Origin of the sequence: Vibrio kasasachensis (assembly GCF_050337565.1) — a bacterium.
GTDB classification, from domain to species: Bacteria; Pseudomonadota; Gammaproteobacteria; order Enterobacterales; family Vibrionaceae; genus Vibrio; species Vibrio kasasachensis.
On sequence record NZ_JAKJTB010000008.1, the window covers coordinates 459,206 to 482,330 of the forward strand.

The 23,125-nt window shown below is 42.5% G+C and carries 18 protein-coding genes and 1 other RNA gene; 11 read left to right on the forward strand and 8 right to left on the reverse strand.

All coding sequences use genetic code 11. From position 1 onward, the window contains the following. Nucleotides 1-62: 62 nt before the first annotated feature. Together L4C38_RS02510 and tesB are read right to left on the reverse strand one after the other, a co-directional pair. Nucleotides 63-1,130 carry a PLP-dependent cysteine synthase family protein gene (locus L4C38_RS02510; protein ID WP_428795936.1) on the reverse strand — a complete coding sequence of 356 codons (1,068 nt, stop codon included), beginning with the start codon at nt 1,128-1,130 and terminating at the stop codon, nt 63-65. Between the two features lie 198 nt (nt 1,131-1,328). Further along, nucleotides 1,329-2,189 carry an acyl-CoA thioesterase II gene (tesB, locus tag L4C38_RS02515; protein WP_428795937.1) on the reverse strand — a complete coding sequence of 287 codons (861 nt, stop codon included), beginning with the start codon at nt 2,187-2,189 and terminating at the stop codon, nt 1,329-1,331. Between the two features lie 274 nt (nt 2,190-2,463). On the opposite strand from tesB, the gene L4C38_RS02520 reads away from it, so the two are divergent. Beyond that, nucleotides 2,464-2,886, forward strand: a complete 423-nt coding sequence (locus L4C38_RS02520; RefSeq protein WP_428795938.1) for a YbaY family lipoprotein — start codon at nt 2,464-2,466, stop codon at nt 2,884-2,886. Nucleotides 2,887-2,915: 29 nt separating this feature from the next. On the opposite strand, the gene L4C38_RS02525 is transcribed toward L4C38_RS02520, so the two are convergent. Continuing rightward, nucleotides 2,916-3,218 (reverse strand): MGMT family protein, encoded by a 303-nt coding sequence (locus L4C38_RS02525; RefSeq protein ID WP_428795939.1) that lies wholly within the window; start codon nt 3,216-3,218, stop codon nt 2,916-2,918. 127 nt (nt 3,219-3,345) lie between these two features. Here L4C38_RS02525 and L4C38_RS02530 point away from each other — a divergent pair, with 127 nt between their 5' ends. From L4C38_RS02530 to L4C38_RS02555, 6 genes are all read left to right on the forward strand, one after another. Further along, the gene (locus tag L4C38_RS02530; protein WP_428795940.1) at nt 3,346-4,086 is read left to right on the forward strand and encodes a VP0952 family biofilm-associated protein; all 741 of its coding nucleotides are present in this window, start codon (nt 3,346-3,348) and stop codon (nt 4,084-4,086) included. 238 nt (nt 4,087-4,324) lie between these two features. Beyond that, nucleotides 4,325-6,253 (forward strand): GGDEF domain-containing protein, encoded by a 1,929-nt coding sequence (locus L4C38_RS02535; RefSeq protein WP_428795941.1) that lies wholly within the window; start codon nt 4,325-4,327, stop codon nt 6,251-6,253. 176 nt (nt 6,254-6,429) lie between these two features. After that, an RNA gene (gene ffs, locus L4C38_RS02540) (signal recognition particle sRNA small type) lies at nt 6,430-6,526 on the forward strand. Nucleotides 6,527-6,747: 221 nt separating this feature from the next. Beyond that, a complete protein-coding gene (locus tag L4C38_RS02545; RefSeq protein ID WP_428795942.1) occupies nt 6,748-7,242 on the forward strand; it encodes a GNAT family N-acetyltransferase in 495 nt (164 codons plus the stop codon). A 29-nt stretch (nt 7,243-7,271) separates the two neighbouring features. Then, a complete protein-coding gene (locus tag L4C38_RS02550) occupies nt 7,272-7,832 on the forward strand; it encodes a histidine phosphatase family protein (protein ID WP_428795943.1) in 561 nt (186 codons plus the stop codon). A gap of 181 nt (nt 7,833-8,013) precedes the next feature. Beyond that, a complete protein-coding gene (locus tag L4C38_RS02555) occupies nt 8,014-8,640 on the forward strand; it encodes an HD domain-containing protein (protein WP_428795944.1) in 627 nt (208 codons plus the stop codon). 51 nt (nt 8,641-8,691) lie between these two features. Here the strand turns inward: L4C38_RS02555 and L4C38_RS02560 are convergent, their stop codons facing one another. From L4C38_RS02560 to L4C38_RS02580, 5 genes are all read right to left on the reverse strand, one after another. After that, nucleotides 8,692-12,717 carry an SslE/AcfD family lipoprotein zinc metalloprotease gene (locus L4C38_RS02560; protein WP_428796023.1) on the reverse strand — a complete coding sequence of 1,342 codons (4,026 nt, stop codon included), beginning with the start codon at nt 12,715-12,717 and terminating at the stop codon, nt 8,692-8,694. After that, nucleotides 12,606-13,085 (reverse strand): protein kinase family protein, encoded by a 480-nt coding sequence (locus tag L4C38_RS02565; RefSeq protein ID WP_428795945.1) that lies wholly within the window; start codon nt 13,083-13,085, stop codon nt 12,606-12,608. The genes L4C38_RS02560 and L4C38_RS02565 overlap by 112 nt, the downstream gene beginning before the upstream one ends. A gap of 217 nt (nt 13,086-13,302) precedes the next feature. Continuing rightward, nucleotides 13,303-14,928: a response regulator gene (locus L4C38_RS02570; protein WP_428795946.1), complete on the reverse strand. Its 1,626-nt coding sequence runs from the start codon at nt 14,926-14,928 to the stop codon at nt 13,303-13,305. After that, nucleotides 14,928-16,667, reverse strand: a complete 1,740-nt coding sequence (locus L4C38_RS02575; protein WP_428795947.1) for an EAL domain-containing protein — start codon at nt 16,665-16,667, stop codon at nt 14,928-14,930. Before L4C38_RS02575 ends, L4C38_RS02570 begins: the two co-directional genes overlap by 1 nt. 570 nt (nt 16,668-17,237) lie before the next feature. Then, nucleotides 17,238-18,140 carry a LysR family transcriptional regulator gene (locus L4C38_RS02580; protein WP_428795948.1) on the reverse strand — a complete coding sequence of 301 codons (903 nt, stop codon included), beginning with the start codon at nt 18,138-18,140 and terminating at the stop codon, nt 17,238-17,240. Nucleotides 18,141-18,295: 155 nt separating this feature from the next. Here L4C38_RS02580 and L4C38_RS02585 point away from each other — a divergent pair, with 155 nt between their 5' ends. The 4 genes from L4C38_RS02585 (at nt 18,296) to oppC (ending at nt 23,118) form a co-directional block, all read left to right on the forward strand. After that, nucleotides 18,296-19,015: an SDR family oxidoreductase gene (locus tag L4C38_RS02585; protein ID WP_428795949.1), complete on the forward strand. Its 720-nt coding sequence runs from the start codon at nt 18,296-18,298 to the stop codon at nt 19,013-19,015. Nucleotides 19,016-19,554: 539 nt separating this feature from the next. Then, a complete protein-coding gene (locus tag L4C38_RS02590; protein ID WP_428795950.1) occupies nt 19,555-21,177 on the forward strand; it encodes an ABC transporter substrate-binding protein in 1,623 nt (540 codons plus the stop codon). A 101-nt stretch (nt 21,178-21,278) separates the two neighbouring features. Continuing rightward, a complete protein-coding gene (oppB, locus tag L4C38_RS02595) occupies nt 21,279-22,199 on the forward strand; it encodes an oligopeptide ABC transporter permease OppB (protein ID WP_428795951.1) in 921 nt (306 codons plus the stop codon). Nucleotides 22,200-22,215: 16 nt separating this feature from the next. After that, nucleotides 22,216-23,118 carry an oligopeptide ABC transporter permease OppC gene (oppC, locus tag L4C38_RS02600; protein ID WP_428795952.1) on the forward strand — a complete coding sequence of 301 codons (903 nt, stop codon included), beginning with the start codon at nt 22,216-22,218 and terminating at the stop codon, nt 23,116-23,118. The last annotated feature ends 7 nt before the right edge of the window (nt 23,119-23,125 follow it).

Genomic DNA, 23,125 nt, shown 5'->3' on the forward strand with positions numbered 1-23,125 from the left:
TTGGTTATCGAATATAAAAACGGGCTTCAACTGATGCCCGTTTTACTGTTTACTAAATAGCGCTACTCTAAAGACCCTGTTGCTTCAAAGGTTGCAAGTTTCGCCAGGTACGGTTGTAGATCACCAATATTTTCGGCTACCCATTCTGGATTATAATAAGTCTCGAGATAGCGCTCACCGCTGTCACATAACAGCGTAACAATGGATCCTGTCTCGCCACGTTGTTTCATTTCGCATGCAAGTTGCAGTACGCCGTATACGTTAGTACCAGTTGAAGCTCCAACTTTGCGACCTAATATCTTCTCAAGCCAATGAGCCGTTGCGACGGATGCGATATCAGGTACCTTGCGCATTTCATCGACCACGCCAGGAATGAAGCTTGGTTCGACGCGTGGGCGACCGATGCCTTCAATTCTACTGCCTAGTTCACCCGTTAGCTTGGTATCGCGAGTGTTGTAAAAATCGTAGAAAACAGAGTTATCAGGGTCGACCACACATAATCTAGTCTCGTGTTTTTGAAAACGAATGAAGCGACCAATAGTCGCAGACGTACCGCCTGTGCCTGGACTCATTACTATCCATGTTGGAATAGGGTGGTTCTCAAGCGTCATTTGGCTAAAGATTGAGTTGGCAATGTTGTTATTACCGCGCCAGTCAGTCGCGCGTTCTGCGTAAGTGAATTGATCCATATAGTGACCGTTGTACTCTTGCGCCAAACGATGTGATTCTGCGTAGATTTGGTCAGAACGGTCAACGAGGTGTGCTTTGCCGCCATAGAACTCAATTTGTTCAATCTTTCTACGAGCAGTCGATTTAGGCATGACAGCGATAAATGGGAGACCAAGCAAACGAGCAAAATAGGCTTCAGATACCGCAGTGCTGCCAGACGATGATTCGATAATGGTCGTTTTTGGACCAACCCAGCCATTGCAAATAGCGTAAAGGAAAAGAGAGCGAGCCAATCGATGTTTAAGCGAGCCAGTAGGGTGAGTGCTTTCATCTTTGAGATAGACATCAATGCCGGTTATGCAAGGTAAATCGAGTTTGATTAAGTGGGTATCAGCTGATCGTTGGTAGTCGGCTTCGATTTTACCAATAGCATGGTTAATCCAGTCATAGTTAGTACACATATCGGCTATCTCCTAAGGTTCGTTATGTTAATAATTTACCTATAAAACGAGAGAAAACCTTTGCTAAATATAGCGTGATTTAGCACGAAAGGAGAATAATTTTCTCCTTAAGGTATTTTGATGAATCAAAGTTAGAGGGCGATATAAGAGAAATACATCACGCCACGACAAGTGATTGCAGCGTGATGTCGTTGCAGGCTAATTAGTAAAACGCATCACACCCTCTTGTACTGCGGTTGCCACAAGATCGCCCTGACGGTTGTAGATTTCTCCACGGACTAATCCCCGAGTGTTACTCGCGGTTGGGCTTTCAATGACATATAACAGCCATTCATCCATCTTAAATGGACGGTGGAACCAGATTGAATGGTCAATGGTTGCCACCTGGAGTTTTGGTGTGAGTAGAGAAACTCCATGCGGATGCAAAGCGGTGACAAGAAAACCCCAATCAGATGCGTACGCTAGTAGGTATTGGTGAATTAACTGGTCGTCAGGTACTTCACCATTGGCTTTGACCCACAAGTATTGTTTAGGTTCGGCTTTCTCTGGTTTAAGTGGGTTAACAACCGTGACAGGGCGCATTTCGATTGGCTTTTCACCACAAAATATTTTTTGCACTTTTTCTGGTAAGAAGTGAGCAATTTTAGCTGCCAGTTCAGATTCAGAAGCAAAATTTTCAGGCCCTGGGATCGTAGGCATGGTGCTTTGATGTTCAAACCCTGGAGCTTCGCCATGGTAAGAGGCCGTTAAGTAGAAAATAGGTCGACCATTTTGAATGGCTTTTACGCGGCGCGTGCTAAAGCTTCTGCCATCTCGTAGATTTTCTACATCGTAGATAATAGGTTTTTCAGAGTCGCCAGGGTAGAGGAAGTAACTGTGGAATGAGTGAACCGTTCGATCGGGATCAACGGTATAACGCGCAGCGGAGAGAGCTTGTCCAATAACTTGACCACCATAGACCTGAGGTAGCCCAAGGTTTTCGCTCTGACCTCGGAATAAGCCTTCTTCTAGCTTTTCCAATTGAAGCAGACTAAGCAGCTCGTTTAGTGGTTTACTCATAGTGTTGTTATCCAATAAAAGTTCTGAGTGTATTCTACAAAAATATACGTCAGTGTATACCCAAGTGACTTGAAGGTGCAGGATTCAGAGTATTGTCACTGGTACCAGTTCAAGGAAAACAACGACGTGGAATAGCCATCTATTTCCTAGTTGTTTGATACAAGAATTTACACAGTCAGGAATCGGTTAAGAATAGTTGAATCCCCATGACACTATGCATGAACACCACTATAATTTCGCAGTACACCGTTTTTTATTCTCATAGAGAGGAATTATGAAAAGAGCACTGATGTTAATGACGTCGGTTGTATTTGGGACCGCCCTAATTGGTTGTCAAAGCGAACCAACATCTCAACAGCAATTCCAGCAGTCAGTGACTGGTACCGTTGCTTACCGTGAACGTATTCTTTTACCAGATAACGCAGTCGTAACTGTTCGTTTGCAAGATATTTCCCTAGCGGATGCACCTGCGGTCCTTCTGGCAGAGCAAGTGATGGAAACGAAAGGCGCCCAAGTTCCGTTTCCGTATCAACTATCTTACGATGCAGAAACAATTAAACCCGGTCACACTTATAGTGTGAGCGCGCGTATCGAAGTTAACGGCAAGCTGCGTTTTATCACTGACACCGTGTACCCAGTGATCACTGACGAAAGCCTAACTCATCGTCGTGATTTAATGCTTATTGGCGTACGTTAAGTTAAATAGATTATTAATGGCAGCCTAATTTAGGGCTGCCATTTGTGCATTCGTAGATTAACTTTCCCTAGCTCACTGCATTCAATATCTTCTTCAAGCAATAGCTTTCGCTGTCTTTGTAAATCCACTCCTTTTAATGATATTTTTCCTTGGCTGTTGACCACTCGATGCCATGGTAACTTTGAATCTTCTGGTAACTTACCTAGAGCCTTACCGACTTGGCGAGCATACCCTGGATAACCTGCCATTTTGGCAATTTCTCCATAACTCGTTACATGTCCAAATGGAATTTGTTGAATTACTGCAAAGATTTGCGCTAAGAATTGGTCCATACTTATTGATAACATTGGTTTTAGGGTGTCGGAAAAAGCGAAGTGATGCATCGATACTATTTTGCAATGATTGCAATCTAAATCAATATCCGATTTCGAAAATTCCAGGATGGAACAAGGAGCGGGAATGCTGTTTTCAACTATACAGTTTTTCATAGCCACATTACTTGCTGTATTGTGTGCAAGATTGCTTGGTGTCAGTGAGGGAGATATCCCACTGGTGGCATTTATAGTGCCAGCGCTATGGCTTATTAAAAAACTCAGTTTTGCATCCGCTGTCTTTTTCATTTCGATTCTCGCTTATGGGCAGACTTTACCGTATCAGCCGATAGCGCTATCCGTCAGTGTCTGGATATTTTTCCCATTACTAATGGTTATTTTCTCACGCCGATCGAATAGGGTTGCTGTTGCCATTGTGATGCTAATCGTCATTACCTTGCAACTAGGTATTATCACCACGCAAAATTCAGGAAAACTTGATGGCTCTGCGACTATGACGATGTTCCAAACTCTCTCGGTTGTCCTGATGTGGTGGTCTGCAAGTCATTGGAAGCCAAGTTCTTACCATCGATGGTGGGTCTTGCTGTTGCTGATCCCGCTCTGGGTTGCTCAGTTTACTTACGGAATTTTGTTTGCTCTTTCGACCATTGGCATCATGTCAGTATTGGAAAATTTATTAAAAATCAAAAGCTTTAAATGGGGTAAATTGCTGTGTTGGACGCTACCTACCGTGGGATTTGCCGCTTTAGTCGTTAGCCCGCAGGTTGAAGTTCCCAACCCTGTGTTTGTCGTTTGGCTATGCCTACTGGGTACCGCTTGGATAACAGATTACATATTACATAATGCTGAATATAATGAAGAAATATGAATTACATGGCGTTTAAAATTTGTGGTATATAACATTCTTATGACACAATAGACACTGAAAGGCTCAAATGGACTTGGCGTATAGGCTTTAGATGTATCTTTAGTGAGCTTGTGCCAGTAAAACCATCACTATAATTTGAACAGTGGTTAGGTCAAGATTGCGACAATATTTATTCTCTCTGATTGTTACATTCAGCTTCGCGTTCCCCCTCTATGCAGCCAATAGTATCAGAGTTGGTATGGAGGCTGATGATATTGTAACGCGTACTCTATTCAATTCGATTTCAGAGCAGTTTCAGGTTCCTGTTGAGTTCATCTATTATCCGAGCTTTAACGATATTCTAATCGCGGTTGAAACCGGAGAGAGTGACTTCGCAGTAAATGTTACTTACACCGAGCAACGTGCAGAGCGATTTGATTTTTCTAGCCCTACCAATATTGAATACACTTATCTTTATAGTTCAACTAGCGCAACGCTTGATACCATTCAAAGTGTGGGAGTGCCGCATGGCACTATTTACGGAGAACTCATAGCTAAAAATTACCCCGAACTAAAGTTGATTGAGTACAGTGGGCATATTGAAGCTCGCCAATTGCTAGAGCAAGGTCGCGTTGACGGTGTCGTCGATGCGATCAACCAACTAAAACCAATGCTATTGGCGGGGTTTGATGCGCAGCTACTTAACCATCAAATTTCTATCAAACCTGTTTCTATGATTGCAACTAAAAACAAGCACAAAGAGGCGTTGATAAAATTCCAGACACACATCCATTCTGCGAAAGTTCAAAAAGCGTTACGTGAGTCGGTTAGTCAATATCAGTTTGACTTACGCCGTGAGGCATTGCGGGCGATGGTGGCGGAAGTAGGTATTGATAGAACAATACCTCTTAAAGTTAAAATTGAGCAGATTGGGCAATACGCTACGTATCATGGTACAGGTAAAGTAACCGGCATAACGCCGGAAGTACTTTTTTCTGCGTGTAACATTTTGCAGCTTAATTGCCAGTTGGTGAGCTATGCCGATGAGACGTGGGAAGAAATGTATGGAGATTTTTTAGCCAAGAAAATCGACATTATTTCACCGATCGCGATATCTGAGCAGCGTAAGCAGGTGGCTTATTTTAGCGAGCCGTATTACACCTCAACCGCAATCATCGTAAAACGTGAAGGTTACAAAAAAAATGTGTATAGCAACGTTTCAGAGCTAATTGTTGAACGAATTGGCGTTGTGAAAGATGATATATATCATGAAGTTTTATCAGAGTTATTGCCGCAAAAAAAACTCTATACCTACAGAAATGATGGTGAGCGCGTCACTGCTCTACTCGAAAAAGAAATTGATTATATTGTGATTAGTCGCTCAGGCTTTAATAAGGTACTGAGAGAGTCCCAAACCTTGTTGCCCTTAGTAGAAGACAGTTTGATAGGCGAGTTTTACTACACTGATATAACCGTAGGATTCTCTAAGACTGAGACAGGTAAGGCGTTAGCACCACTATTCACACAAGCGATAACAATGCTTGATCTGGATAGGATTATTAGTCACTACTATGTTTTGCCAGATTGGCGGGAAACATTACAAAGCGAGCAAAGATTAGCTCGTTTGAGTATCTCTATTATTGTCTTGGTGTTGTTCGCATCAATATGGGTCAGTTTCTATCTCAATCAACAATCGAAAACGGACAACCTGACACGGCTTAAAAATCGCCGAGCACTCAAACGTCGATATAGTAAGGGCATTCCCCCTGAACTTACGTTAGTTTATTTGGATGTGAATAAATTTAAGCCTATCAATGATACCTTCGGGCATGAAGTTGGCGATCAAGTATTGAAAGAGATTGCGAAAAACATAGTGCGATATTGGAAAGGGCAGAGTTACCGTATAGGTGGTGATGAGTTTATCTTGGTCGGCACCGTAAATAACGTGGATTTGTGCCATGCATTAATCCATTTACAGAATATCAAATTTATTTCAAATCAGAATGCAATTGCGTTAAATATATCGCTAGCTTTTGGTATTTCGAAACCACGTGGAGAGTACATGTCGTTAGAAGATGTGATGCACGAAGCGGATTTGTCGATGTACGCGAATAAGCGCAAAGTGAATTTAATGGAATCTTTTCAGCATTCTAATAGCAGCATCAAAGAGAGCCTAAGCGTAAGCTAGTAATTTGAAATGTAAGTCGTCTTTTGGCGCTCTAGCGCTAAATATGGGCTTAATCGATTAATTGCTAGGCACTTGGTTTAAAAACCTTATTTTTATCACCGCTTGGGCTTGCAATACCTGCGATGATGCCAGATAATCGCATCACTCTCTGGTTACACAGAGATGCTCTATGGGGGCTCTGGTCCTCCCGCAACAATAACTCGTGAACTCGGTCAGATCCGGAAGGAAGCAGCCGCAGCGAGTGACTTGTGTGCCGGGATGTGGCTGGGGCTCCCACCCAATTTAAAGAAGCCGCTGTCATAGCGGCTTTTTGCTATCTAAAATTTGTAATCTTCTCTTCTGCTCCCATAAATCTAGAGTAGTTTGCCTACTTGGTCCAAATTCTATATTTCTTTTTCTCTATTGGTGAGTTTTTCCTTTGCTCTAAGGATGAACAACACGCTGTAACCTGTATATTAACAGCAGGATGATAGGACGATATTGATAGAGGCAAAATGGACGTATTTCTCAAACAAGTTGATATTGGTTCGCGATATATATTGGATAACTTGTTTCCCTATTATGTTTACGATATGTCGGAGTTTATGGGCTGGGACCCTGACGCCGATGGATGCTACACATTTAAAGTTGAAAGTTTAGACCCGTATTGGCAAGCGCATGACCATACGCCTTATTTTATCTACTGGCGTGACCAATTGGCGGGCTTTGTTTTGGTGCGAAAATATCCGACCAAGCAAGCGATTTTCGATGTGGAGCAGTTTTTTGTATTACGTAAATTTAAGGGGAAAGGCGTAGGGAGAAATGCCTTCTTGCAGGTAGTCGATCGGCATCCAGGCTGCTGGCAAGTAAGAGTGCTCAAAGAAAACAGCGGCGCTCTCGCGTTTTGGCAGTCTGCGGTGAGTGATATTGTTGGAGATGATTTTAAGATCGAATTGGATAACGATGTTGACTTGGAAATGCATTTTATCCGTTTTGATAAACCGATTTAACTCTATGCGGTTATAACAAGGAAGGTTGAGTGAAAATTACGTTAGTACGGCATGGTAAGCCTGCAGCGAGTTCGAATGAGAGAGTGACTTCATCTGGGTTTGCAAAATGGGTAAGGGCTTATAATCTTTCCTACATTGAGGAAACTAGCCTGCCACCGGATCAGTTGGCTAAACAATTGATGGGTCACTATATTTTTTCCAGTGATTTAAATCGAGCGCATCATTCCGCTCAATTGTGTTTGGGTAAGCAACCCGACGCAATTATGAGTGAGTTGAGGGAAATGGATATTCCAAGGTTTAGATGGCCCTTAACTATGTCGATTAATAAGTGGCTTGTGTTGTCTCGTGTTTGTTGGCTACTCGGCTTTTCAGCAAAGAGTGAGTCTTTTCTCTCTGGTCGCGAACGAGCGGTGCGCGCCACTGAGCAAATTATCGAGCAAGCTTCGATCACACCAAACATAGCGGTATTTGGGCATGGCGTCGCCAACAGGCTTATTGCTAAAGAGCTCAAACGTCGTGGCTGGGAAGTACAAGCTAATAATAGCGGATTCTGGGGAATCACGGAGCTGACAAGAACCGCCCCAGTATAATGCTTTAAGGTCACTGTGAATTTTCCATTAACCATTTATACCCGTCATACTTGAAGTTGCAGTGGTGTTGGCTGTATTCGTGCGCCCCAATCACATAGTTCACCTATGCTCAGGGGGCTTTCTTACTTGCCGCCTACCTGCATCTTCAAGTTTCTTGGGTATACATTTTTGAGCGATAGAAATGATTGAACAATTTGAAAGTCAGTTTTTTGTCTATATTCAGTCTGAAATGAATCAAGACCCAGCGCATGATATCCACCATATTAGCCGAGTTGTAAAGAGCGCGAAAAGTTTGTGCAAAAGCGAAGGTGCAAAACTTGAGGTTGTTTTACCCGCAGCGTATTTGCATGATTGTTTCTCTTTGCCCAAAAATCACCCTGAGCGTGCCAAAAGTTCAGAGTTAGCAGCCGAAAAAGCCAATCAGTTCCTACAGTCTATTGGTTACCCAAAACAACATTTAGATGAGATAAGTCACGCTATTATTGCCCATAGTTTTAGTGCCAATGTGAAGCCTAGAACTTTAGAAGCTCAGATAGTGCAAGATGCGGATCGCCTTGATGCGTTAGGTGCGATTGGTATTGTTCGTTGCATACAGGTAAGCGTAAGCCTGGGGGTAGAGCTTTACAATGATGTTGACCCATTCTGCGTTGAACGCGAACCGAATGACCGCCACAATACGGTTGACCATTTTTACGTAAAGCTCCTAAAACTGGCAGATACCATGAATACAACGTCCGCGAGAATAGAAGCGACCAAGAGAACCGAATTTATGAAGGCGTATCTGAGGCAGTTGGCAATAGAAGTGTAGCCTAGTTAAACAGCTGCCAACGAGCATGGCTCATTGGCAGCGATAGATAAGCTAGTTATTTGATAGCGTTATGTAGGTTAATGGTGACTTTGCGGGTGTAGGCAGCTCCAAACTATGAAGTAGATTTAGACCTTGTGAGGTGATACCACCACTGTAGTCGCTTTCGCCATTAGGCATGTCTGCTTTCGTTTCACCAGGGTTCCACTGTTCGAAGAAATCACTTAAGTCATAACCAGAAGCATAAGATGCACACACCATTAGCGTGTCATTTGCGTTAAGCCCTGTCGCTTGGGTTGTACAGTAATTACTGCCTTGATTGAAGGTTTCACCGCGCGCCATACGATGCATGAGCTTGAACAGGTTCCAGCCTTGTTTCTCAGTATCGAAAATATGTGGAATAGCATTTACGTCATACCATTTGTTGATTTCAAAATGCTCTTCAGCCCAAAGTTTAAGTTGCCCAAACATTACCAGACGTATTCCAGCGTCAGCTTCACTCCAAGCGTGCCCGCTGTGGTTTGTCATCCATAGTGGGATCTTTTTAAGATCGGCGGTAATACGTTCCATAGTTGGTTTTTCAGCACGTTGCTCCTGCATGTACAAGGCTAAGATGTTGTTGGTGACTTCTGTTGAACCAGTCAGGCTGAACGGCGCTGCTGCTAAGTTATGACCTACCTCATGCCATAGTAACCAGTCATCGGTTGGGTTGGTCGGGATCGTTTGTGATTTAACGTTAAATGAGGAACTTTGCACAGGGTAGCCTGAGTGAGCAGCACCAATTGAAATTTGCTTATCGTTAACAAAGTGATGGCGATGTTCTAACAATACATCGGGCGCCGTAAATCGACGATGATCACCCGTGAGTTCTCTCTGATCACGCCCATAGAAATCACTTGCCGCTTCTGCAAACGCATTGATTTGCTCTGCAAACTGAGCAACATTTGTAGCATCAACTGCATTTAGCACCGGAGTGGTGTAGATGAAATGCCCGGTATCGATGTCTGCTAAAGGTACGTCAGAGTTGTAACCGTGAACCCATGCCCCTTTTTTCCAATAAGATCCTTTAATTACGTTAGAGAAGGTGAAGGTTTCAACGCTTGATTCCTTGCTTGCCGCCGGCGTGATGTAAATCAAGCCTCCATAAGGGACTTTAAGTGTTAGACCGGTTCCGTTGTAAGTAAAGTTCATCTCAACACGAGGTGGGCGGTTCAACGCTAACTCATGGTTGTTGCGTCCAGTTAAATCATCAACCAAGGCTACGGTAATGGTTGCTGCAACACCGCCTGAGACTTCAACGTTTTGAAGTTGAGGAGCCCATAACCCCGTTGCTTGTCGGTTACCTGCTGCAAACGTCACCGGGTTACGGTAAGTTTCAATATCAATTTCAGCCGTTGTTCCAGTTTGTGTTGGTCGCCCCGGATAGACGGTAGTATCAACCACAATATCATGATCCCAGAATGAACGACCAAGCATGATGCGTGTTAGAGGTTTCTCCATATAGTTCAGCGGGTAACTCGGATTTAGCTCGCCATTTCCGTGTATTAAGTTGTTTTTAACCAATGATTGTCCTAGTTCTGTTGGACATAATACTTCTGCGTCATCAGTTTGGTGTGTGTTGTTGGTATAACAATTTAAGAATTGAACGAGTGTTTTAAAACCGAGTTCATCGTTTGTTACTTGACTATCGTATTGATAGTTTTCGTTATTCCAAAGCCAAATGGAAAGGTTGTCATAGACAGCATTTAATTCGGCACTTGCCAGTCGATGACCTTGTGCTGCTTTGGTTCGGTAATACAGTTCATGGTTGTACAATGAGACTATGTTATCGCCTAAGTTGGCCGCTTTGACCATGGCTTCCACAACGTCATTATTCATAGGAATACGAGTAAAATCCGGGCGCTCGTAATTGCCACGAGTTTGAATGCCGTGCCCTTCGCGATATTCGATACAGTTTACTTCGTATTGATAGTTATCCGTGCAGACGGGAACCAGAGGAAACTCTTGTTGAATCTTGGCAATCGCATCGAGTTTTTCTTGTTCATTGTTGACCGCGAAGAAGGCGAATTCTCCCTTGGCTTCACCATTTTTGTCTTTGAAACGCGCGATTTCTAATGATGGCATATCGACGGGGCCAGGCCATACGACAGAGCTTTCATCATTGCTTGTGTTTTCGATGGTGATCTTAGAGGTATCATCGTAGCGTTCGTAAACCACTAAACCTGTCTGTAATTGCGCGTGCAGGTTTGGTCTTTTATCGGGGCAATAATAGCTAGAACCACAGTGTGCTTGGCGTGTAATAATAGTGTTTGCTTCACCTACGACCATGCCAGCAGAGTCAAAGAGGCGAGCAATCGGCTCGGGGTTACGCGGACCAATTGCTTCCATGATGACAATGTTACCGCCCTTTGATACATATCGAATTAGGTCAGTAATGTCATCTTGGTTAAGCAATGGAAGTTTGATATTCGCGTGGGTTAATTTGGTATCGTAACCTTCAGTTATTTGCTCGTACCCTTGAAGGATAATGATCGGAGTCACCGTAGGGTTGAGCGAGCCGTATTGCTTCGATGTATAGTGCTCTAACTGACTAAAACCAAAACTCGGGTCGATGAAGAATGGATAGGTTTTATTTGCTTTCCATGCTTCAAATGCGTAAGCAAGTTCGATGTTCGTAGCAATGCTCTTTCCTTGGTAATCAGGTGTGAGCCATTTGAACATGTTGGTAAAGAACTGTGCCATTGCACCGTCATCATTACGTGAATCGTCAGCTTGCTGTTTATCGGAGCTGCTGTAAGTACAGGTGTTTTCTTCCCCGTTGATACTAAGCTCTGCTCCTGCCCAATAATTGCTAGGGCACGACAAAATGCTTGGGTACATGGAGTTACCCATATAGACAACTTTGCCAGCTCCAATCTCACCAGCGGTGACAAACGGTAAGTTGAAAGTCACGTTGTCTTTGTCTAATGTGATTGGGCGCTCTAGTGTTGCTGTGGAGTTTTCGTCGAGTACGGTTGCGTTGACGAAGTAGGCTTTTTTATCCGTCCCTGAACCACGAGTCCATGCCGCTTCGCTACCAAATTCTAGCCAATGACTGTTGTCGTTACGTGCCATCATGATAGGGAAGGCACGGTTGGAAAGGTTGAGGGCTCGTTGTCCGCGAGGATCACCACTTGCGCCGTACCATGAGTAACTATCGTGGAATACGTGGAATTGATTTACGCCTTGGTAAAGAGCCTTCAATGTGTTTGTTACGTAACCACCAGTGCTCATTGGAATCGTTTGAGGTTGGCGAAATAATTGGCTGAAGTAATATTCATCAGATGCTTTTAAATCTGCTTCAATTAAAGCAGCAATGCCAACTTCAAATTGTGCATTGAATTCATCAGGGGTTTTAAAACCAGTAGATTGCCCTTTATCATCTAGAAGCTCAGCACCATTGGGCAGGGTGAAGCTGATCGCTTCATTGATGACGTTCGGGTATAGGGCAAATACTTCATGTACTTTGGGACCGAAGGTAATGGTATCTGGTGCGTTGTCTGTATCATAACGTTCCGCTAAGTGCTGAATGTTCTGTTTGATGATTTCATTGTTGCTGACATCGGTCAGCTTATACTCAAGTTGATTACCTTTTACTTTGCCAAAGGTAAATGTATCGATACCAAAGGTGATCTCTTCACCCCAGATATATTGAAATTTTCCCGCTTCATCGGTAATACCTTGCTTGCTACGAGTATAAAACTGTACTCCTGCGATCGGATATCCATTGGTATCTTTAAGGTAGGCAACGGTAGCGACCGCACTTTCTGCGCTAGGTTTGTAGGCCAAGCTCTCTTCTACGTTTGCAGAAACAAAAGCGTCTGATTGTCCAAAACTACTATCTTCAGTACCGGTAGAAACTTCCGGTACAACCGTGCTATCAACGTGTGATGAAGGCAATTCACCTGCATTATCTTCGGGCTTTGGTGTTAGAAATTCGTTGACGATCTCAGCGTTACTAAGATTGCTATAAACCTTTTCGATGTCATAGCTGTCGAAGGTTTCAAGGCAAATTTTACTTTCTGTTGGGCAAGCATCGATTTTTGTAAAACTTGTTGCGCTTGCGTTGTGTGCTCACCCTTTTTAAAAGTAAGTTCGATAAAAGGCAGTGAGGTAGAGCGAATTGAAGGTGGCTGATAAGTTTGAGCGTCCATATCAGCTAGTTCGATACTGACGAAAGTACAGTTGATTGGTTCATCAAAAGCGAGTTTAACTCTGCCTTCATGATCCAATGGAATACCATTACATTTCACATCCCCTGTGATTATTTGTAAGCCGCTTTTAACCACCGCATTAAAGTGGGTTGGTAGTACTAATTCAGGCTCGTCAGAGGTGATATTTGAACTGTCATCATTACAGCCAAACAGGAGGGCTGATGATATTATGGTGGCAAAAATTTTGATATTCATTCCAAAGATTTATTCTTGTAAGTTATTGTATCTGTTGAAATTTTACATCTGTAGCACACGCTTAACTAATCAATAGAATTTGTCTTTTCGATAAGGGAAATACGTGAAAATACGTGTATTTTGTAGGTAATCCCTTACAAAAATTGAGCGGTGTGCTGATGGCGTGAGCAGCATGTCTACTTGTGAAGCGAGGCTGGGAAAAAGTCCCCGAAGGGACTTAGACGACAATGTAATTGGTGATAATCGAGTTATAGAGTTGATCATAGTCGGATTTCGCCAACTCTTCCGGCTCCACCAGTTGACGGATTACCGTATCACATTGGTGCACTACCTTGAGTAATACACTTACATCGGCATCTTTTGGCAGTCGGCGAGCAAGTAATTTAATGATACTCATACACACCGATTGCAAAAATGGGCAGCGGCGGTTGATTTCAATGTAGATCTTAAGCAGTTCACTCAAGGTCATTTTATTGGCTTTGATGTACTGGTGCTTACTTTCAAGCCACTGTAGTTTTTCCGTATTTGTCTGTTGCAATTGATTCAGCATTGTTATTTGGCTTGCGCAGACATTTTCACTTTGATTACGCTGAATTATCTCACTGCATCTAGGTATCAGCTTAGTGAATTCGGTATCAAAATTCATATGGTTTAATAGCCAAGCAAATTGATACAGTGGGTAGAAATGCGCTAAATCAAGTTGTCGATGCACTTGGTTGAGTTTACTAATTGCCAGACCATATTGTTGCTCTTGCATGGCGATATGCGCGAGAATGAGGTCTAGTTCTACTTGTAGTTTTGCCGCTTCCTTCATGCCGATGATTTGACTATATAAGGTTTTTGCTTCGTTCAAACGTGCGACATTTTCTTCAGCAGAGTTGTCGTAGCAAGAATACAAAATAATTCGGACCAAATTGATTTTAGCGAAAATTGTATTTCGGAAAGTCTCTTTATTGATCTCCATGTAGATACGATAGCGTTGCAGTGCATTCTGATAGTCACCAACCCCTAAGCATAAGTTGCAAATCACTAATTCTCGCTCTGAGTTACCTCGTACAATTTTACTGGCCAGTTCAAAATGGCGAATAGCCGCAGGAATCTCATTGTTGATTAGACTTAAATTGGCTGCAGCTGTGCGTAAAACCGTGCTATTGGGTTTAGAAGCGAGCAGCTTACTTAGCATATTGTGCGCGGTATTTTTCTCACCCAAATGCATCAAAGAATTCGCAAGTCCAATCGTAGCCCAATCATAGTGCTTACGTTCGAGAATACTCTCATAGAGTTTTTTAGACTCATCGTGTAGCTGTAAACGATTTAAGAATTCACCTTTAAAGCGAGCAATAATGAAATGATATTCTGGATAAAACGGTAGAAGTTCATCACACCGTTCGAGCCCTTCTTCAAATTGGTGTTTGGCTTGCGCTTGGTATATTTGATACAAGGCGTGCTTTCGATTAATCGCTGCGTTAACTCGCTCTTTAAGTGACAGTACATTAAAGGGTTTGAGCAGATAGTCGTCGGGTTTCAGTTCGACTATCGAATGCACAACAGTCGAGGAGTTTTCTCCGGTAATTAGAACAAATACTGATTTTTCATGCAGTAAACCTAAGTGTTTCATTTCTTCAAACACCTGTTTACCATTCATGCTGCGACCCAAATTATAGTCACATAAAATGAGGTCGTAGGGCTCTTGTCGAGCAAGCTGAATGCTTGCTTTTGCACTGGAGCAATAGCTAATTAATCGGTCATTGAAGCCGATTTTGATCAGCATGCTCTTTAATGTCACGACAACAATAGAGGCATCATCGATGATCAATACTTTTAAATTAGAGAAGGTTTTCATTATTTACTAAATTGTGCCAATTCAACTACAGACTGGATATCCAGCTTCTTAAATATACGATTTTTGTATGTGCTAACGGTCTTCTCGCTGATTTCTAAAGTGGCAGCGATTTTTTTATTATTAAGTCCATTTAGAAGTAGATTAGCGACGTTAATCTCTTGAGTTGAAAGCATCTGATAGATCTTTTGCAGACTTGTTTTGCCTCGGTCTAAAAGAATTGAAGAGATAGTATTGATATAGCGAGGGTTCTTATTTGCAACAAAGCAATAATACGTTTGATTGGTGATCACGCTTTGAATTGGTTGGCTTCCTTCTAGTAGGCATACTGAACCAACAAAATTAGTTGAGCTTAATTGGGACAGTATGTCATTGGCATCTGAGTCGATAAAATCAAGGTCAAGCACCACTAAGCTAATCTGTTGGATATCATGACAATCGAGTAATTGGTAAACAGACTTAACTGTGTTTACCGAACCAAACAAGCCATCTTTTTCCATGGTTTTACTGATCGCATGCGCGGACGCGATATTAGGGCTAAGAATAGTGGCATTGTGTTGGTTCTGTGCCTGTTCTAATGAGATTGTATCCACCGATTGCCCTATATATTCCCACAGCGCAGATATTGGCAGGGGTTTACATGCATAAAAACCCTGATAGCAATCAATGCCAAGCCCAATCAGGTACTGCAATGTCGCTTCGTCTTCAATCCCTTCAACTACACAGTTTAAACCGAGTGAATTAGCCAATTGGACACACATGCTTGTTAGTTGTTGGTTACGGAAATTGGTCGTAAGGTTAGTGATGAAACTGCGATCGATTTTCAATTCAGTAAAAGGAAGTAGTGATAATTGGCTTAATGACGCATGCCCGGTACCAAAATCATCAATCGATAAACATATGCCATGCATGCGAAGGCGCGCCAAATTTGCGAGCGAATTTCGTGAATATGCATATGCTTCGTGCTCAGTTAGTTCGAGTATCAAGCGTGATGGAGCAAAATCATGGCGACGACATAGTTCGAGCAAATCGTCACACATATCGTGCTCAAAATTCGATTGGCTTAAATTAATCGAAAGACTGATGTCTCGTCCTAATAGTGCGATAGCTGAAATCGCTTTTTCTGCAACATGCCAAAACAAACGTTCGGTGAGTTCAAGCTGGTGGATGGTGTCGAGAAAACTCGCTGGAGTGAGCACCCCATAGCGAGGGTGATTACAGCGAATTAGTGCTTCTACCCCCACTATTTGTTTAGTTTTAGCATTAAATTGAGGCTGATAAAAATTCGCAAACCAGTTTTGATCGAAAGCAGCTACAATTTCGTGCTCACTTAACTGAATATGTTTTGCGTCTTCAGTCGAGTTTTCTGCACCACTTTTGAATCGTTCAAACATTTTCTCTAGCCCAGCAATAGTATGAGGTTTTGAGATGGTTTCAACGAACTTAAAACCAGCGGCTATACACATGTTACTGGTCAATTCGATAACATCTTCTTTCATTGCACTGTGGATGGCGATGCCAACATTGGTTGAGAATACCGAAAGCTTAGATAGGATCTGTATGCCGTCCATATCCGGTAAGTTAATGTCACAGATAATGAATTGAATAGGATGTTTTTTACAAATGTCGAGGGCGACACTCGCTTCTCTCGCAATTGAAACCTGCTGATAACCCAAAGCGTTAATAGATAATTTCAGCATTGTTGCTTGAATAATATCATCTTCAATAATCAGTATTTTCAATGTTTTGCCTTTCGTTGAGCCGTAGTTTAGTGTTGGTTTGTATGGTATATAGTTCAGAGGCAACACCCTTCTGTATTGATCGACTTGGATCAACATTGAGGGCTTTCATGCTACGAGATTAGTGTTACTAGGTTGCTATCAATTATGGTTCTATTACGTTTTGAACCATGTTGGGGGGCTCTTTCGATGATGAATGGGGAAGTATCGATTGGCTAAAGTACCACTGCAGCTAGGAAACTGAAATACAGTGATTTTTCCCGTTGCGATACCTTCGGTTATGCCAATAACCAACACTTTGTCAGGAGTGTTTGATGCAATGCAGGCAACGGAAAAGGCAATTGTATTAGGAAATAATAAGGTTATTAATACAAATGTCGACACGGTAAGAGTTGTTTAGATAACAATAAAGGCGGCGATTTTAGCAGCATTTATCTGGCTGTCAAAGCAAATTGCATATGTATTAAAATCAACCAATATTCAACAAGATAAACACAAATGCTCATTATGGATAGGGGATTATATTGTCACGTTTTGCTGTCGTAATAGTTTCTATCGAGAGTCTAGTCATGGCTAATCAACGTTTGTTTGAAACCAGCTTGTTACAAAATTGACAAAGACCCTAATACGCTTTGGTTGATAGCGATCTTTATGGAATATCGTAGAGAATGGGATAATCGCAATATTCCAATCAGGCATGACTTCAATCAGTTCCCCCTTGGAGATCTCATCCTCACAGTAGATTTTTGGGACGCGAATTAATCCGTTGCCAACAAGCGCTGCTTTTATTAATGCTCGACCATTTTTACAGGTGAACTTGCCTTTTATATGGACATCGTAGTGCTTGCCTTCGGCATCAGTGTTGACGAAACTCCATTTAGTAACAGAGCCAGTAAGCGTGCGATGCTGCGACAACTCTCTAGGGTGCAATGGCGCGCCATAAGCTTTGATATAGCAGGGGCTTGCTAGTGTCACCATTTCTACATTCATTAAGCGCTTGGCAATAAAACCAGCGTCTTCTAGTTCACCCATGCGAAAGGCGACATCAAATTGGTCTTCGATTAAATCGATTCTTGGACTGGAGAAATCAAGATCGACCGTTACTTGAGGGTATTGTTTCATAAACTCGGCGATAGCCTGTGCAATCATCTCTTCACCTAGGTATCCGCCTACGCAGTTTACTCGTATTAACCCTTGAACTTGCTGAGTATCATCAACCGCAGCGATCAGAGCCTGATCTATCTGCTTTAATGCGGCTTCACATTGATGGAAGAATCGTTCACCAGCCTGAGTTAAACGTAAGGTTCTGGTTGTGCGCGTCAGCAAGGTGACCCCCATCTGTTTCTCCAATGCTCCTATTTGGCGAGATACGTGTGAACGAGAGACTTCAAGTGCTTCTGCAGCTTTGGTGAAATTACCTAATTGAGCTATCAATATAAAAGAGCGGATATCTGAAAGGTTGATGTGGTTTATCATGAGAAGACGCCAAATTTTTTCCAAGTATGGCAGATTGTTGCACTGGTGCAACAGTGATTGAACTTAAATGCTATATATCAACGATCAAGCGCTAAGTAAGATAACGCTATTGCCGCAGAGAATCTTCGGCTATTCAATAATGATTGGAGATCAAAATGAAAAAGCTAATTGTGATTACAGGTGCGAGTTCGGGTATTGGTGAGGCGATTGCTCGTCGTTTGAGTGATGCTGGGCACCCACTATTACTCGTTGCACGTCGCATGGAGCGTCTTGAAGCACTGAATTTACCGAACACTTTATGTGAGAAGGTTGATGTGTTAGATAAGGCATCATTTGAAGCGGCAATCGAGAAAGCAGAAGTCAAGTTTGGTCCAACCGATTGTATTGTTAACAACGCAGGTGTGATGCTGCTTAGCGAATTGGATGTGCAAGATCCCGCCGAATGGAAGCGCATGTTTGATGTGAACGTGATCGGATTGATGAACGGTATGCAGGCGGTACTCGCACCAATGAAGCAACGCCGCAGTGGTACCATCATTAATATCAGTTCGGTTGCTGGTAGAAAAACATTCCCTAACCACGCGGCTTATTGCGGTACTAAGTATGCTGTACACGCAATTTCAGAAAATGTTCGTGAAGAAGTGGCGAATTTCGATGTTCGAGTAACAACCATTGCCCCAGGAGCGGTGGAAACTGAACTTCTTTCTCATACCACTTCTAGTGAAATCATTGCCGGTTACGATAGTTGGAAAGAAGTAATGGGCGGTGTGCTAGCTGCAGACGATATTGCAAGAGCGGTTGAATATGCTTACATGCAGCCACAAGGTGTGTGTGTACGTGAAATTGTGATTGCACCAACTCGCCAAGAACCGTAATAGAATCCTTTGTACAAAGAGCCCCTAAATTTAAGGGGCTCTTTTTCGTTTGGAGCCAGAATATTGGCAGAAAAGAGATGTTGATAAGCTAGATACACGCTACGTTAGCCAACAAATTAGTAGTGATACACCTCGCATTAATTAATTTCCTGACAATTGATTATGTTATCTGTGAAGCTAGATGTAAGTGGGTTGTTAATTTTATTGCCGTTTGTGTGGTATAAAATGCTAGGAAAAAGTATTTTTGTAGACTATTTGGCAGTTCAGTCTATTGGTGTGAGTAATATTAATGAATAATATTATTCATTAAACATTATTTAGAATTATTCGCTATTCATTGGCGTTATTGAAAGAATTATTCTTTTTTTTAATACAATTTAATGGCAAATTACTTCGATGATTGATAATGTGTGCGGCAATCTCTGTATGCTTTTAGAGTTATCTGCTTCAAATGTGAGCATGGTAATTTTAAATCACTGCCGTTGAGTAAATCATGCAGAGGAGTCATGGATGCAAATGAAAAACTTGGAGTTTTACGCATGTATAAGAATAAAATCACTCAAGCCCTTCTTTTAGGTGCTGGTCTAGCAATGGCCTCTACCGCTACTCTTGCTGCTGAAGTTCCAGCAGGTGTTCAGCTAGCTGATACACAAGATTTAGTTCGTGGTAACGGTACGGAAGTAGCAACAATTGACCCGCATAAATCGCAAGGTGTTCCAGAATCTCACGTTATTCGTGATCTTCTAGAAGGCTTGGTGAACCAAGATGCTGACGGCAACACTATCCCAGGTGCTGCTGAAAGCTGGGAAACGACTGATAACCAAACTTACACTTTCCATATCCGAAAAGACGCAACATGGTCAAATGGCGACCCTGTGACTGCGCAAGATTTTGTCTTCAGCTTCCAACGTTTAGTTGATCCTAATACCGCGTCTCCGTACTCTTGGTACATGGAATACACCAAGATGAAGAACGCGAAAGCGATCATCGCTGGTAAAGCCGACAAAGAAACGCTTGGCGTAAAAGCGTTAGACGATAAAACTCTCGTTGTTGAACTTGATTCGCCAGTACCATACTTCGTAATGATGATGGGCCACCAATCAACTTCGCCTGTACATCAAGCGACCGTTGAAAAATATGGTGATCAATGGACCAAACCGGAGCACTTCGTTGGTAATGGTGCTTACGTGGTTGATCAGTGGGTTGTGAATGAGCGACTAGTGCTTAAGCGCAATGAGCAGTACTGGGATAACGACAAAACGGTTATCAATCAAGTGACTTTCCTGCCGATTGAAAATCCAGTATCGGAAATGAACCGTTTCTTGTCTGGTGAAATCGATTTTACAATGGAATTGCCTGTTGAGCACTTTAAACGCTTGAAGAAAGAGCATCCTGAATCTGTTTCGGTAGTAGGTAACCTATGTACTTACTACTACCTATTCAATACTAAGAAAGCGCCATTTGACGATGTTCGCGTACGTAAAGCGATTTCTTACGCAATTGATCGTAACGTAGTCACTGATCTTATTCTTGCTCAAGGTCAAAAGCCTGCTTACTTCTTAACACCTGAAATTACAGCGGGTTTTGCTCCAGAAGCACCAAAGTATGGTCAGTTGACTCAAAAAGAACGTAACGCAGAAGCTGCTCGCCTACTTGAAGAAGCGGGTTACGGGAAAGATAATCCACTATCGTTCTCTCTACTTTACAACACTTCTGAAAACCACAAAAAGATTGCAGTAGCACTGGGTTCTATGTGGAAGAAAACGCTTGGTCTTGACGTAACGTTAGAAAACCAAGAGTGGAAAACATACCTATCTACTAAAGATGCAGGTGACTTCGAAGTTGCTCGTGCTGGTTGGTGTGGTGACTACAACGAAGCGTCGTCTTTCTTGACTTTGATGAAGAGCGGTAACACTACAGGTGGTATCCACTATGACAGCAAAGCATACGATAAGGTGATGGAGCAGGCGATCAATTCTACTTCAGAAGAAGAGCGTACCGCGTTATACCGCGAAGCTGAAATCATGCTAGCGAAAGATATGCCACTAGCGCCTATCTATCAATACGTGAAATCGCGTCTACTATCTGAAAAAGTTGGCGGCTTCCCTGTCGGAAACGCAGAAGAGAAAATCTACTCTAAAGATCTATACCTCATTAAGTAACTGATCTAATAAATAGAACTATAAAATACAGACACTGCGCGTGATTATTCATGCGCAGGGTCTTGTTACATTTAACTGTCACAGACTGAAAGAGCGAATTTATGTTTAAATTTATCGCAAAAAGGATATTTGAGGCGATCCCAACAATGTTGGTTTTGATCACCGTATCCTTCTTTCTCATGCGTTTCGCACCGGGTAACCCATTCTCAAGTGAGCGTCCTTTACCACCAGAAGTAATGGCTAACATCGAGGCTAAATATGGGCTTGATAAACCTGTATCGGAGCAATACTTCACATACCTAACTAACGTGATCCAAGGTGATTTTGGACCGTCATTTAAGTACTTAGATTACTCAGTAAATGAATTGATCTCTGCTGCTTTACCTGTTTCGGCAAAAATTGGTGTAATCGCGTTTATTTTTACCGTATTACTTGGGGTCACAGTCGGAACCATATCCGCGTTGAAACAAAATACGTGGAAAGACTACACCATTATGTCTACTGCCATGTTGGGCGTGGTATTACCTTCCTTTGTTCTCGCGCCACTCTTGATCTATATTTTTGCCCTTAATTTGAAGATATTACCTGCGGGGGGGTGGAATGACGGAGGTTGGCAATACATTGTTCTGCCCGTGATTGCCATGTCACTGCTGTATGTTGCTACTTTTGCACGTATTACCCGTGGTTCGATGATTGAAACGCTGAATAGTAACTTTATACGTACCGCACGTGCGAAAGGTTTAAGTTATCGCTACATCGTGATTAAGCATGCGTTAAAACCTGCATTGCTCCCTGTTGTGTCTTATATGGGACCTGCATTTGTCGGTATCATTACTGGCTCGGTTGTGGTTGAGACTATTTTCGGTCTACCTGGTATCGGTAAGTTGTTCGTCAATGCAGCTTTTAACCGAGATTATTCGCTAGTAATGGGTGTAACCATTTTGATTGGTTTCCTCTTCATTCTGTTCAACGCTATCGTTGACATCTTACTAGCAATGATCGACCCGAAAATTCGCTACTAAACAGGGACGTATTGTTATGTTAACTAAAAAAGAAAACCTTGAAGCGATCGAGAAGTTCTCAGAGAACTTAGAAATTGAAGGTCGCAGTTTATGGCAAGACGCCCGTATTCGTTTTATGCGCAATAAAGCGGCGATGGTGAGCTTGTTTATTCTGGTACTAATGACACTAGCAGTGATTATTTTACCAATGGTGGCACCGTATGCTTTTGATGATACCGATTGGTACGCAATGCACGTTGCACCTAATGCTGAGCATTGGTTTGGTACCGATTCTCTCGGTCGTGACCTATTTGTACGCACATTAATTGGCGGTAGAATCTCGCTAATGGTTGGCGTAATGGGCGCCTTTGTGGCGGTATTGATTGGTACGTTATACGGTGCAACGTCAGGCTTTATTGGCGGGCGTGTTGACCGAATTATGATGCGTATTCTGGAAATACTTTACGCAGTACCATTTATGTTCCTAGTAATCGTACTAGTGACGTTCTTTGGTCGTAATATCATTTTGATTTTTGTTGCAATCGGTGCGATCGCTTGGCTAGATATGGCTCGTATCGTGCGTGGTCAAACGCTTAGCTTGCGCAGCAAAGAATTCATCGAAGCGGCACATGTATCGGGCGTGAGTAATTGGAAAATTATTACTCGTCACATTGTACCGAACGTTTTGGGTATTGTTGCGGTTTACTCTACGCTGCTGATCCCAAGCATGATTCTGACTGAATCATTCCTTTCATTCCTTGGTCTTGGTGTTCAAGAGCCTATGACGAGTTGGGGCGCGTTACTTCAAGAAGGTTCGCAAACAATGGAAGTGGCAATTTGGCAGTTAGCATTCCCTGCGCTGTTCATGGTTGTGACTCTATTCTGCTTTAACTACGTTGGTGATGGCATGCGCGATGCGCTTGATCCTAAAGACAGATAATTAAAAT

Coding starts and splice junctions, on each gene's coding strand:
- L4C38_RS02510 (WP_428795936.1), bottom strand. CDS start 1,130: ATGTGTACTAACTATGACTGGATTAACCATGCTATTGGTAAAATCGAA.
- tesB (WP_428795937.1), bottom strand. CDS start 2,189: ATGAGTAAACCACTAAACGAGCTGCTTAGTCTGCTTCAATTGGAAAAG.
- L4C38_RS02520 (WP_428795938.1), top strand. CDS start 2,464: ATGAAAAGAGCACTGATGTTAATGACGTCGGTTGTATTTGGGACCGCC.
- L4C38_RS02525 (WP_428795939.1), bottom strand. CDS start 3,218: ATGGACCAATTCTTAGCGCAAATCTTTGCAGTAATTCAACAAATTCCA.
- L4C38_RS02530 (WP_428795940.1), top strand. CDS start 3,346: ATGCTGTTTTCAACTATACAGTTTTTCATAGCCACATTACTTGCTGTA.
- L4C38_RS02535 (WP_428795941.1), top strand. CDS start 4,325: ATGGAGGCTGATGATATTGTAACGCGTACTCTATTCAATTCGATTTCA.
- L4C38_RS02545 (WP_428795942.1), top strand. CDS start 6,748: ATGGACGTATTTCTCAAACAAGTTGATATTGGTTCGCGATATATATTG.
- L4C38_RS02555 (WP_428795944.1), top strand. CDS start 8,014: ATGATTGAACAATTTGAAAGTCAGTTTTTTGTCTATATTCAGTCTGAA.
- L4C38_RS02565 (WP_428795945.1), bottom strand. CDS start 13,085: ATGAATATCAAAATTTTTGCCACCATAATATCATCAGCCCTCCTGTTT.
- L4C38_RS02570 (WP_428795946.1), bottom strand. CDS start 14,928: ATGAAAACCTTCTCTAATTTAAAAGTATTGATCATCGATGATGCCTCT.
- L4C38_RS02580 (WP_428795948.1), bottom strand. CDS start 18,140: ATGATAAACCACATCAACCTTTCAGATATCCGCTCTTTTATATTGATA.
- L4C38_RS02585 (WP_428795949.1), top strand. CDS start 18,296: ATGAAAAAGCTAATTGTGATTACAGGTGCGAGTTCGGGTATTGGTGAG.
- L4C38_RS02590 (WP_428795950.1), top strand. CDS start 19,555: ATGTATAAGAATAAAATCACTCAAGCCCTTCTTTTAGGTGCTGGTCTA.
- oppB (WP_428795951.1), top strand. CDS start 21,279: ATGTTTAAATTTATCGCAAAAAGGATATTTGAGGCGATCCCAACAATG.
- oppC (WP_428795952.1), top strand. CDS start 22,216: ATGTTAACTAAAAAAGAAAACCTTGAAGCGATCGAGAAGTTCTCAGAG.